This window comes from Xanthomonas sp. NCPPB 3005, from assembly GCF_041228095.2.
GTDB classification, from domain to species: Bacteria; Pseudomonadota; Gammaproteobacteria; order Xanthomonadales; family Xanthomonadaceae; genus Xanthomonas_A; species Xanthomonas_A bonasiae.
In genome coordinates this window covers 4,182,011-4,194,308 of the sequence record NZ_CP166096.2, presented here as the reverse complement: position 1 = coordinate 4,194,308, position 12,298 = coordinate 4,182,011, and the positions used below count along the sequence as shown (strand labels likewise).

Annotated in this window: 10 protein-coding genes; 4 read left to right on the top strand and 6 right to left on the bottom strand. The window is 69.5% G+C overall.

Annotation, left to right across the window (positions count from 1 at the left end; translation table 11 throughout):
- Nucleotides 1-7: 7 nt before the first annotated feature.
- From purF to AB8810_RS18065, 4 genes are all read left to right on the top strand, one after another.
- A complete protein-coding gene (gene purF, locus AB8810_RS18080; protein WP_179570616.1) occupies nucleotides 8-1,474 on the top strand; it encodes an amidophosphoribosyltransferase in 1,467 nt (488 codons plus the stop codon).
- 22 nt (nucleotides 1,475-1,496) lie between these two features.
- Complete coding sequence (locus tag AB8810_RS18075; protein ID WP_369914442.1) at nucleotides 1,497-2,318, top strand: ferritin-like domain-containing protein; 822 nt, start codon at nucleotides 1,497-1,499, stop codon at nucleotides 2,316-2,318.
- 303 nt (nucleotides 2,319-2,621) lie between these two features.
- The gene (locus tag AB8810_RS18070) at nucleotides 2,622-3,866 is read left to right on the top strand and encodes a zinc-dependent metalloprotease (protein ID WP_179570618.1); all 1,245 of its coding nucleotides are present in this window, start codon (nucleotides 2,622-2,624) and stop codon (nucleotides 3,864-3,866) included.
- A 172-nt stretch (nucleotides 3,867-4,038) separates the two neighbouring features.
- The gene (locus AB8810_RS18065; protein WP_369914441.1) at nucleotides 4,039-4,542 is read left to right on the top strand and encodes a hypothetical protein; all 504 of its coding nucleotides are present in this window, start codon (nucleotides 4,039-4,041) and stop codon (nucleotides 4,540-4,542) included.
- Between the two features lie 40 nt (nucleotides 4,543-4,582).
- Here AB8810_RS18065 and lpxH read toward each other — a convergent pair whose 3' ends face one another.
- The 6 genes from lpxH to phoR form a co-directional block, all read right to left on the bottom strand.
- On the bottom strand, nucleotides 4,583-5,320 hold the full coding sequence (lpxH, locus tag AB8810_RS18060; RefSeq protein ID WP_179570620.1) for a UDP-2,3-diacylglucosamine diphosphatase: 738 nt from the start codon (nucleotides 5,318-5,320) through the stop codon (nucleotides 4,583-4,585).
- A 100-nt stretch (nucleotides 5,321-5,420) separates the two neighbouring features.
- The gene (locus AB8810_RS18055; protein ID WP_191825042.1) at nucleotides 5,421-5,945 is read right to left on the bottom strand and encodes a phosphatase PAP2 family protein; all 525 of its coding nucleotides are present in this window, start codon (nucleotides 5,943-5,945) and stop codon (nucleotides 5,421-5,423) included.
- Nucleotides 5,929-7,062 (bottom strand): glycosyltransferase family 1 protein, encoded by a 1,134-nt coding sequence (locus AB8810_RS18050; protein ID WP_191825041.1) that lies wholly within the window; start codon nucleotides 7,060-7,062, stop codon nucleotides 5,929-5,931. Before AB8810_RS18050 ends, AB8810_RS18055 begins: the two co-directional genes overlap by 17 nt.
- A gap of 200 nt (nucleotides 7,063-7,262) precedes the next feature.
- Nucleotides 7,263-8,786 (bottom strand): exopolyphosphatase, encoded by a 1,524-nt coding sequence (gene ppx / locus AB8810_RS18045; RefSeq protein WP_179570623.1) that lies wholly within the window; start codon nucleotides 8,784-8,786, stop codon nucleotides 7,263-7,265.
- Between the two features lie 59 nt (nucleotides 8,787-8,845).
- Nucleotides 8,846-10,942, bottom strand: a complete 2,097-nt coding sequence (gene ppk1, locus AB8810_RS18040) for a polyphosphate kinase 1 (protein ID WP_191825040.1) — start codon at nucleotides 10,940-10,942, stop codon at nucleotides 8,846-8,848.
- Nucleotides 10,943-10,953: 11 nt separating this feature from the next.
- On the bottom strand, nucleotides 10,954-12,279 hold the full coding sequence (gene phoR, locus AB8810_RS18035) for a phosphate regulon sensor histidine kinase PhoR (protein ID WP_369914440.1): 1,326 nt from the start codon (nucleotides 12,277-12,279) through the stop codon (nucleotides 10,954-10,956).
- Nucleotides 12,280-12,298: the final 19 nt, after the last annotated feature.

The window sequence follows — 12,298 nt, the reverse complement described above, 5'->3', positions numbered from 1 at the left end:
CGTTCAAATGTGTGGCATCGTCGGAATCGTCGGCAATCAGAATGTCGCAGCGCAACTGTATGACGGCCTGGCCGTGCTGCAGCACCGCGGGCAGGATGCCGCAGGCATCGCCACCGCCGATGGCACCCGCCTGCGCGTGCAGAAGGCCAATGGCCTGGTCCGCGACGTCTTCGACGAGAAGCGCATGGCGGTGCTGGAAGGCCGGGTCGGCATCGCCCATTGCCGCTATCCCACCGCCGGCTCGGAAGGCATGGACGAGGCGCAGCCGTTCTACGTCAATTCGCCCTACGGCATCGCGCTGGCGCACAACGGCAACCTGATCAACACCGAGGCGCTGCGCCAGCAGGTGTTCGAGGCCGACCGGCGCAACATCAACACCGATTCGGACAGCGAAGTGCTGCTGAACGTGTTCGCCTACGAGCTGGACGCGCAGCGCATGCTGACTCCGGAAGCGGCGATCCGCGCGGTGGCCGGCGTGCACCGCCGCTGCAAGGGCGGCTATGCGGTGGTCAGCGTGGTGCTGGGCCTGGGCCTGGTGGCGTTCCGCGACCCGCACGGCATCCGTCCGCTGGTGCTGGGCAAGCGCGAGGGCGTGGAAGGCGACGAATACATCGTCGCCTCCGAGTCCTCGGCGCTGGACATCCTCGGCTTCACCCGCCTGCGCGACGTGCGCCCGGGCGAGGCGCTGGTGATCACCGGCCGCGGCGAGCTGTTCTCCGAGGTCTGCGCCTCGCCGACCGACCACACCCCGTGCATCTTCGAGTACGTGTACTTCGCGCGCCCGGACTCGATGATCGACAACGTCTCGGTGCACAAGGCGCGCATGCGCATGGGCATGAAGCTGGGCGAGAAGATCCTGCGGCTGCGCCCGGACCACGACATCGACACCATCATCCCGATTCCGGACACCTCGCGCGACGCCGCGCTGGAGATGTCCAACGTGCTCGGGGTGAAGTACCGCGAGGGCTTCGTCAAGAACCGCTATGTCGGCCGCACCTTCATCATGCCGGGGCAGGTCGAGCGGGTGAAGTCGGTGCGCCGCAAGCTCAATCCGATCCATCTGGAATTCCGCAACCGCGTGGTGCTGCTGGTCGACGATTCGATCGTGCGCGGCACCACCAGCCGGCAGATCGTGCAGATGGCGCGCGAGGCCGGCGCGCGCAAGGTGTACCTGGCCAGCGCCGCGCCGCCGGTGCGCTATCCGAACATCTACGGCATCGACATGCCGGCCGCCGACGAGCTGATCGCGCATGGCCGCAGCGAGCAGGAGATCCAGGAATTCCTCGGCTGCGACTGGCTGATCTACCAGGACCTGGAAGACCTGGAGACCGCGGTGCGCGAGGGCAACCCGGAACTGAAGACCTTCGATTCCTCGTGCTTCAACGGCGAGTACACCACCGGCATCGAGCCGGGCTACTTCGAGCGCATCATGCAGCTGCGTTCGGACGAAGCGAAGAAGAAGCGCCGCGCCTGACGCGGTGTTGCGTGGCGCACCGATGCACGACGCGCACGCCGGCGGGGATCTGCTGCAAGCGGCGCGGCTGTGCCTGGCTGCCAGCGCGCCCGAGGACAAGGTCGCACTGACCCAGCGCTACGCCGCCGCGTTCGCTGCCGGCGCGCTGCGCGTGCCGGCGGATGCCGCCGAGCCCGAACCGATCCGCATGCCGGGGCGTTCGCCGCGGCCGTTGCTGGTGCATCCGCGCGACCTGCCGCGGCGCGGATTGGGCAGCGCCGAGGGCCGCGCCGCCTTCATCCATGCGATCGCGCACATCGAGCTCAACGCGATCGATCTGGCCTGGGACGCGGTGTACCGCTTCCGCGGCTTGCCCGACGCGTTCTACGCCGACTGGGTAGCGGTGGCCGCCGACGAATCGCGCCATTTCGCGCTGCTGCGCGACCGGCTGCGTGCGCTGGGCCACGACTACGGCGATTTCGCCGCGCACAACGGGCTGTGGGAGATGTGCGAGAAGACCGCGCACGACGGCCTGGCGCGCATGGCCCTGGTGCCGCGCGTGCTGGAGGCGCGCGGGCTGGACGTGACCCCGGGCATGATCGTGAAGCTGCGCGCACTCGGCGACGCCGCCACGGTCGAGATCCTGGAATTGATCCTGCGCGAGGAAGTGGCGCATGTCGCCGCCGGCTCGCGCTGGTACCGCTGGTATTGCGCGCGCGCCGGCATCGAGCCGCGCGCGCGGTTCGCCGAGCTGCTGCGCGAATACGCCGGCGGCTACCTGCACGGCCCGTTCAACCTGCCGGCGCGGCTGCTGGCCGGTTTCGACGAGGACGAACTGCTCGCCTTGCAACGCCAGGCCGGCTGAGGCGGCGCGCGGCGAAGCGGCCGGCGTTACCCGGCAGGCCGGCGCGACGGTTCCCGAACGATCGCCGTTTGGCGTGCGCCGCTGTCCTCTCCATCGCGGTGGCCGCGTGCTGTGAGTGCAGCGCGTGGATGCCGATCACGGCGCTAACTGGAATGGCCATCTCTGAGTGGACACGCGATCGATTTTGTTGCTTGCGCTGAACGTTGGCTGAGCGGCTAATCGGAATCCCCCGTGCGCTGTGCCCGACGCCTTCTGCGCGAGGGACGACGCTCCGTCTCTTCTCACCACCCCTGGGAGTACGACATGAAGTCGATGTGCTGCCTTACCGCGATGCTTGCCCTGTGTGTCGCCGGTTCCGCTTCCGCGGCCGGAAAACCCCTGTTCCAGAGCAGCCAGTACATTTCCAAGGCCATCCCCGGCGAGCCCGCATTGAGCCGGGTGCTGGCCAATCCGTCCACCGGCGCGGTGCAGAGCGTGCGCGTGGACGCCGCCGCGGTGGACGCCACGCAGGCGCAGCTGGAGCTGGACCTGCTTGGCCAGCGCGTCACCGCCACGCAGACCAGGACCGAACAGCTGGAAGGCGGCAACAGCATCTGGTACGGCAACCTCGGCAACGCCGCCGCGGCCAAGGCGCGCGCGCGCTCCGGCCTGGATCCGCTGAACTCGGCGATCCTGGTGCGCAGCGGCGACACCGTCACCGGCAGCATCCGCAGCAACGGCACGCTGTTCCACCTGCGCCCGATCGCCGGCGGCGGCCACGTGCTGGTCGAGGTCGACGAGAGCCGCATGCCGGCCGAGCATCCGGCCGAGTACGCGCTGCTGCCGACCATCCAGATGCCGCAGGCCGTGGTCGACGACCGCGTCACCGCCGCCGCCGCTTCGTCCGGCTCGCCGGCGACCATCCGCGTGCTGGTGGTGGCCACCAACCAGGCGGTGACCAGCTACGGCGGCAACATGCAGTCGCTGGTGCAGCTGGCGGTCGCCGAGTCCAACCAGGGCTACACCAACAGCAACGTCGGCATCACCATGCAACTGGCCGGCTACCAGACCACCAGCTACACCGAGTCCGGCGACTTCACCACCGACCTGAGCCGCTTCCGCGGCACCAGTGACGGCTACATGGACAGCATCCACACCACGCGCAACAGCGTGGCCGCCGACGTCGGCGTGCTGATCATCGACAACAGCAGCTACTGCGGCCTGGCCTCGGGGATCGGTTCGACCGCCGCCACCGCGTTCGCCGCGGTGTACTGGGACTGCGCCACCGGCTACTACAGCTTCGCGCACGAAATCGGCCATCTGCAGAGCGCGCGCCACGACGTCGCCACCGATTCGAGCACCTCGCCGTACGCCTACGGCCATGGCTATCGCTACGGCAACAGCTGGCGCACGATCATGGCCTACAACTGCCCGGTCAGCTGCCCGCGGCTGAACTATTGGTCCAATCCGAACATTTCCTACGGCGGCGTGCCGATGGGCAATGCCAGCACTGCGGACAATCAGCGCGTGCTGGTCAATACCAAGGCGGCGGTCGCCGCGTTCCGCTGATGTAGCGTTCAAGGGGCGCTCCGGTGCAGGCCGCGCCAGGCCTGCGCCGGGGCGTTCCGCTTGCCGATCCTGCAGGCCGGCCGGACGCCGTGGCGTCCGGCTTCGGCTATGCTGAGCGACGACGTGTCCGGCAGCGCCGGGCGCGCACCGCTCATTACTCCTGGAATCGGCGATGGTGTTGAAGAGCATTGGCCTGCCGGCGGCCTTGGCGCTGGCGATGTTGAGCATGGGCTGCGGCCCGGCGGCTGATCCAGCGGCCGCACCGCCGCAGGCGCCTGCGACCGCTGCGACCGCACCCGCCACGGGCGATGCGCCTGCGGCGGCGTTCGACGAAACCCGTGCGTTGGACATGCTGGAGACGCGTCTGGCGGCGGACCATGTCTATGCCGATGCGCAGTGCCTGCAATACGCCGCCGAGACCGACGCCGAACCCGCAGCCGACGCCGCTGCCTCGCCGTCGGCGACCACCGAACCCGCCGCCAGCGCCTCCGCCGCGATCGACTTTGCGGTGCGCGAGAAGCACGGCGACGGCTGTCCGGGCGATCCGCAGACCGCACCGGTCAGGGACCGCTACCGGGTCGAACGCTCCGGCGCGATCCTGTGGTACGACGTGGCCGAGGGCGATTTCGTCGGCTATGCGCAACGTGCGCGCGACAACGCCGGCGGCATGCTGTAACCGTCGCGGGCTCTGCGCGCGCGTTTCCCGCCGCTGCCGATTACAGCTGCTGCAGCCGGCAGCCCTGCGCATCCACGCGCAGCACCGAGCCCTGTTCGTACCAGTCGCCGAGCACGATGCGGGTGCAGCTGCGGCCGTTGGCGTCCAGCGCGTGCACGGCGGGGCGGTGGGTATGGCCATGGATCATCCGCGCCACGCCGTAGCGCGCGAAGCTGGCCACGACCTCGTCCGGCGCCACGTCGGTGACGGTTTCGAACTGGGCGCGGTCGCCTTGCTTCATTTCCGCCTGCCGCGCCTGGCTGGCGGCGCGCGCCTGCTGCGCATAGGCGATGCGCGCGGCCAGCGGCTGCGCCAGGAACTGCTGCTGGAACGCCGGGTCGCGGGTCTGCGCGCGGAACGCCTGGTAGGCGGTGTCGTCGGTGCACAGCAGGTCGCCGTGCAGCAGCAGCGTCGGCTCGGCGTACAGATCGATCACGCACGGATCCGGCAGCAGGCGCATGCCGGCGCGGCGCGCATAGTCGGCGCCGAGCAGGAAATCGCGGTTGCCGTGCATGAAGAACACCGGCACCCCGGCGTCGCTCAGCGCGCGCAGCTCCAGCGCCACCGCGTCGGCCGTTTCCGACGGCGTGTCGTCGCCGATCCAGGCCTCGAACAGGTCGCCGAGGATGTACAGCGCCTCGGCACCGCGCGCTTCGCCGCGCAGGAAGTCCAGAAACAGCGCGGTGATCGCCGGCCGGGCCGGATCCAGATGCAGGTCGGAAATGAACAGCGTGGTCATTGCCGCATTGTAATGGAGCCGGAAATGTAGAATGGGGAATCGGGAATGGAAAAGGCGCCGGCTCTTCCCATTCCCTATTTCCGGTTCTCCATTCCCAGCCTCAAACCACCCACAGCGACACCCCGGCCAGCAGCGCGCCGATCGCGGTGGCGGCGAGCACGTCGCTGGGATAGTGCAGGCCCAGCACCACCCGCGACAGCGCCACGCAGGCGATGAAGGGGATCAGCAGCGGCGCCAGCCACGGGTAGTAGGCCAGGGCGACGATGCCGAACGACACCGCATGCAGGGTGTGCCCGGACGGGAAGCTGAACTCGTCCAGCGGCGCCACCCAGGCGCGGATGCGCAGGTCGGCCGCGTACGGGCGCGGGCGCCGGGTCCAGCGCTTCAGGCCCTTGTACAGGCTCAGCGCGACCACGCCGGTGGCGGCCATGTGCGCGGAGGCGAACACGCCGCCCATGCCGTCGCAGACCACCAGCAAGGTCATCAGCGCATACCAGAACACGCCGTCGCCGAGGCGGCTGATCAGCGCGAAGAAGCGCCGCACCGAGCGCCGCCGGCACCAGTGGTTGGCTTGCCGGCACCAGCGGGTTTCGTGCCCGCGCAGAATCTCAAGCCGCGTCGACATGGGTCCTCCTGCTGTAAGCCAGTTCGCCGAGAAGCGCCTCGAAATCGGCCACGACCTGTTCCGGGCGCAGCTGCTGCATCGCCGCGCAGGCGGCCTCGCCCAGTTGCCGGCGCAGGGCGTCGTCGCCGGCCAGGCGTACCGCCGCGGCGACGAAGCCGTCGTCGTCGGCCACCGCCGCACCGTTGACGCCGTCGCGCAGGTATTCGCGCGCCGCGCCGTAGTCGAAGGCGACCGTGGCCACGCCGCTGGCCATCGCTTCCAGGGTCACGTTGCCGAAGGTCTCGCTGCGGCTGGGGAACAGGAACAGGTCGCCGCTGGCGAAGTGCCGCGCCAGCGCGTCGCCGCGCTGCACGCCGCAGAAGATGAAGTCGGGGTTTTCCTGCGCCAGGCGCTCGCGCATCGGGCCGTCGCCGACCCAGACGAAGCGCGCCTCCGGGCGCACCCGCTGCAGTTGGCGGAACGCGCGCACCGCCAGCGGCAGGTTCTTTTCCGAAGCGATGCGGCCGACGTACAGCGCCGCGCAACCGTCCGCCTCCAGGCCCCACTCGCGGCGCAGTTCCGCGTCGCGGCGCTGCGGTTCGAACTGGCGGTTGTCCACCGCGCGCGCCAGCAGGCGTGCGCGCTCGAAGCCTTGCCCGGCGAGGAAGCCAAGCAACTCGCGGGTCGGCACCAGGGTGGCGTCGGCCTGGTTGTGGAAGCGCCGCATCCAGCGCAGCGCGGTCGACTGCAGCCAGGCGGCGCCGTACTGGGGCAGGTATTCGTCGAAGCGGGTGTGCAGGCCGGTGGCGATCGGGATGCCCAGCCGCCGCGCGGTGCGCAGCGCCGACCAGCCGAGCGGGCCTTCGGTGGCGATGTAGACCGCGTCCGGCGGCGTGGCCTGCCACAGCCGGGACAGGCGCCGCGGCGCGGGCAGGCCGAACTTCAGGCCGGGGTAGCGCGGCAGCGCCGCGCCGCGCACCAGCAGCGCATCGTCGTCGTGCCGGTCGCCGACCTGGCGCGGGCGCACCACGTCGACCTGATGGCCGAGCGCACGCAATCCCAGTTCCAGCCCCTGCACGGTCAGCGCGACGCCGTTGACCTCAGGGGGGTACGTCTCGGTGACGATCGCGTAGCGCATGCTTCAGGCTCCGGTTTGCCAAAGCTTCGCGCGAGGCGGTGAAGCGAACATGTCCGCCGCATGTAGGAATGATGACGCCGGCCCAGGGCGTTTAGCCGCGCTTTCACCAGCGGCCCCCGATAAGGGCAATGCGGCTCGCAAAAAGCGCTCCAGCAGCCCGGCTTTTACGAATCCCGATTCCCGATCCCCAATCCCGGCCTTCAGGCCACAAACGGCCGGAAATTGATCCCCAACCCCGCCATGCCCTCGACCTCGCCGATCAGGTCGGCGCGCTGCAGCGGCCGCGATTCGATCCACGGCTGCGACAGGATCAGGTGCAGGTCGTCGCCGCTGGCCTTCAGGTCCAGCGACGGGATCGGCTCGGATTCGTGCGCGCGATGCAGCAGCACCGCCAGCCGCAGCAGCGCGGCCTTGCGCTTGGCGCTGAGCAGCAGGCGGTCGGGCAGGGCGTCGAATGCGGTCTTGGGCACGTTGCGGCGATGGGTGCGCACCAGCGTCGCCAGCACCTGCTGCTCCTGCCGCGAGAAGCCGGCGATGTCGGAGTGCTCGAGCACGTAGGCGCCGTGCACGTGGTACTGGCTGTGCGCGATGGCCTGGCCCAACTCGTGCAGGCGTGCGGCCCAGCCGAGCATGCGTTCGTCGTCGGCATCCAGCGCCCAATCGGTGGCGACCTGCGCGAACAGCGCCATCGCGGTGGCTTCCACGCGCGCGGCCTGCGCCTCGTCGATGCCGTAGCGCTGGGTGAGCGCGGCGATCGCGGTCTCGCGCGGATCGTTCTCGCCGCCGCGGCCGAGCATGTCGTACAGGATGCCTTCGCGCATGGCCGCCTTGCTGACCATCAGGCGCTGCAGGCCCAGGGCCTGGAACGCGGCTTCCAGCACCAGCACGCCGCCGGCGATGATCGGCCGACGGTCGGCGGACAGGCCGGGCAGGTCGATGTCCTCGATGCGCTTGGCCAGCAGCAGGCGTTCGCGCAGCAGCGGCAGCGCCTCGGCGGTGATCGCGCCCTTGGTCAGCTTCATCGCCGCGCAGATCTCGCCGATCGCCTTGTGCGTGCCCGACGAACCCAGCGCCTCGTCCCAGCCCAGCGTGCGGTACAGCCCGGCGAACTGCTGGAACTCGGCGCCGATCTCGGTCAGCGCGTCCTTCCATTTCTTCTTCGACAGCTTGCCGCCGGGGAAGAAGCGCCGCGTGCTGGCGATGCAGCCGGCCTGCAGGCTTTCGCGCTCCAGGGTCTGGAAACCGCGGCCGATGATGAATTCGGTGGAGCCGCCGCCGATGTCGATCACCAGCCGGCGCTGGTCCGGCTTGGGCGGCTGCGCATGCGCCACGCCCAGGTAGATCAGGCGCGCTTCCTCGCGGCCGCTGACCACTTCGATCGGATGGCCGAGCGCGGTTTCGCCGGGGATCAGGAACGCCTGCGGCGAGCGCAGCTGGCGCACGGTGTTGGTGGCCAGTGCACGCACGTGCAGCGACGGCACGTCGCGGATGCGTTGGCCGAAGCGCGCCAGGCATTCCAGCGCGCGCTGCCGCGCTTCGGCCGACAGCCCGCCCTTGTTGTCCAGTCCATCGGCCATGCGCACGGTCTCGCGCAGGCGGTCCACCACCCGCAGCTGCCCGAGCTGATACCGCGCCACGACCATGTGGAAACTGTTGGAACCCAGGTCGATGGCGGCCAGCAGGTCGCCATCGCGCAACGGCGTGTACGGGGAGATGGAAGGCATGGGCGGAATGGTAGCCGATGCACGGCGGCTGCCGTCCATCGGCGCGCAGGTGGCGTGGTTCAGAGCCCGTCGAGCAGCGTCAGCTGCGCCGAATGCGGCGGCTGGTCCTGGCCCGGCGCCAGCTTGCGATAGGCGCCGCTGGCGTCCAGTTCCCACGCATTGAGATTGTCGGCCAGATAGTTCTGCAACACCTCGCGATGGATGCGCTTGACCAGATCCGGATCCAGGATCGGGAAGCAGGTCTCCACGCGCCGCAGCAGGTTGCGCTCCAGCCAGTCGGCGCTGGCGCAGAACAGCTCCGGCGCGCCGTCGTTGCCGAACCAGTAGATGCGGCTGTGCTCGAGGAAGCGGCCGACGATCGAACGCACCCGGATGTTGTCCGACACCCCCGGCACGCCGGGACGCAGCGTGCACGCGCCGCGGATGATCAGGTCGATCTTCACCCCGGCTTGCGAGGCCGCGTACAGCGCGCGGATCACCTGCGGCTCGTTGAGCGCGTTCATCTTGGCGATGATGCGGCCCGGGCGCCCGGCCAGGGCCAGCTTGGTCTCGCGCTCGATCCGGTGCAGCACGCCCGGGTGCAGAGTGAACGGCGACTGCAGCAGGCGCTTGAGGCGGATCTTCGGCGCCAGCCCGGACAGCTGCTGGAACAGCAGGTGCACGTCGTTGCAGATGTCCGCGTCGGCGGTGATCAGGCTCAGGTCGGTGTAGGCGCGCGCGGTGCCGCTGTGGTAGTTGCCGGTGCCCAGGTGCACGTAGCGGCGCAGCTTGCGGCCCTCGCGGCGCACGATCAGCAGCATCTTGGCGTGGGTCTTGTAGCCGACCACGCCGTACACCACCTGCACGCCGGCTTCCTGCAGGCGATCGGCCAGGCCCAGGTTGGCTTCCTCGTCGAAGCGCGCGCGCAGCTCGACCACCACGGTCACGTCCTTGCCGTTGCGCGCGGCCAGCACCAGCGCATCGACGATGCCCGAGTCCTTGCCGGTGCGGTACAGGGTCTGCTTGATCGCCAGCACCTGCGGGTCCACCGCGGCCTGCTTGATCAGGTCCAGCACCGCGGTGAACGCATCGAACGGGTGGTGCAGCAGCACGTCGTCGGCGGCGACGATGGCGAAGATGCCGTCGCTGTCGCGCAGCGTGCGCGGATTCATCGGCGGATACTTCAACTCCGGGCGCTGCACCAGGTCGTAGACCTGGTTAACCCGGCTCAGATTGACCGGGCCGTTGATGCGGTAGACCGCGTTTTCCGGCAACTCGAAGTTCTGCAGCAGGGTGCGCACGATCGACTTCGGGCAGTCTTCGGCGATCTCCAGGCGCACCGCCGGCCGGTAGCCGCGGTTGACCAGTTCGTCGCGCAGCGCCAGCGCCAGGTTCTCCACTTCCTCCTCGTCCACCACCAGCTCGGAATTGCGGGTCACGCGGAACTGGTAGGAGCCCATCACCTCCATGCCCGGGAACAGTTCGTCGACGAAGGTGGACAGCACCGAGGACAGGAACACGAAGCTCTGTCCGCCTTCGGACAGGCTTTCCGGCAGCTGGATGATGCGCGGCAGCGAGCGCGGCGCGCGCACGATCGCCAGGTGGCCGACGCGGCCGAACGCGTCGGTGCCCTTCAGCACCACCACGATGTTCAGCGACTTGTTGAGGATCTTCGGGAACGGATGCGCCGGGTCCAGGCCCAGCGGCGACAGCACCGGCATGATCTCGTTGCGGAAATAGGCGCGCAGCCAGCGCTTCTGCCGCGCATTCCAGCTGTTGCGGCCGAGCACGCCGATGCCGGCGTCCTTCAGCGCCGGCCGCAGCACTTCGTTCCAGCAGCGGTACTGATGGTCGACCAGCTGCGCGGCACGGTCGTGGATGGTGTTGAGGACCGCGCTCGAACTCAGCCCGTCCGGCGCCGGCGGCAAGCCGAATTCCAGCGCGTGGCGCACGGTGGCGGCGCGGATCTCGAAGAACTCGTCGAGGTTGGTGCAGGAGATGCACAGGAAACGCAGCCGCTCCAGCAGCGGCACGCTCGGATCCTGCGCCTGCGCCAGCACGCGGAAATTGAAATCCAGTTGCGACAGTTCGCGGTTGAGATACAGCGACGGGTCGCGCAGCGGGTCGCTGGGAACGTCCGGTGGTGGCGTGGGCGGCAAAGCGGCGGCGCGTGGCATGGCGGTACTCGTTAGGCGGAGGTCAGGGTGGCATGGTCGTGCCGCGGATGCACGCGCCCGGCGCCGAAGTGGCAGGAAAACGTGCTGCCCTTGCCGACTTCGCTTTCGATGTCCAGCCGCGCCTGGTGCAGGCCCAGCACATGCTTGACGATCGACAGCCCCAGCCCGGTGCCGCCGCTTTCGCGCGAACGGCTGCTGGACACGCGGTAGAAGCGCTCGGTGATGCGCGGCAGGTGGTGCGACGGGATGCCGTAGCCGCTGTCGCGCACCGACAGCACCGCGCCGTCGCCTTCGCGGGCGAAGGTGATGCTGACCGAGCCGCCGGCAGGGGTGTAGCGCACTGCGTTGGTGACCAGGTTGGAGAACGCGCTGTGCAATTCCTTGTTGGATCCGACCAGGTCCAGATCGGCTTCGTCGTGCACCTCGATGCGGTGCCGGCCCTGGCTATGCGCTTCGGCCTCGCGGCGCAGCGTGGCCAGCATCGGCGCCATCGCGATGCTCTCTTCGTTGGCGTGTTCCTGCGATTCCAGCCGCGACAGGGTCAGCAGGTCTTCGACCAGCTGGGTCATGCGCTGCGACTGCTTGCGCATCTCGGCGATCATCGGCCCGGAATCGGGGAAATCCTCCGGGTCGAGCATGTCCAGGTAGCCGTGCACCACGGTCAGCGGCGTGCGCAGTTCGTGCGAGACGTTGGCGACGAAGTCGCGGCGCACCTGCTCTAGCTGCAGCAGCTTGCTGACGTCGCGCGCGACCAGCAGCCAGTAGTCGTCGGAGTAGGGGATCAGGCGCAGGTTCAGGCGCAGCCGGTCGTCGATCGGCGAGGGCGTGTCGAGCATCGGCTCGGCGTTGCGGCCGCCGGCCAGCCAGTGCGCCAGCGGCATCGGCTGCAGGCGTTCCACCACCGGCACGTTGAGGTCGCCGGGATGGCGCAGGCCGAGCAGGGTGCCGGCGGCTTCGTTGAACCACTGGATGCGCTGGCTGTTGCGGTCCACCACCACCACCGCGTCGGGCAGCGCGGCGGCGGCGGCGCGGTAGGCGCGCAGCATGTCCAGCAGGCGCCGCTTGCGCGTGCGCATTTCCGCCTGGCTGCGGTACAGCAGCCGGTCCAGTTCGTTCCACACGCCGGTGCCGGCCGGCGGTTCCCAGCGCTGGCGCGCGGTCAGCCGGCGCAACACGCGGCGCAGGCGCCAGTAGTGCCAGCCCATCACCATCAGCGAGGTCAGGGTCAGGGCCATCCACACATGGCCGCCGACCCAGCCGACCAGCACCGCCAGCAACAGCAGTGCGGCGAGGGTGCCGAGGGTCTTGAGCCAGGCGTAACGCATGTGGCGGGGCATCGGGAGCGCGCTCTGTCGC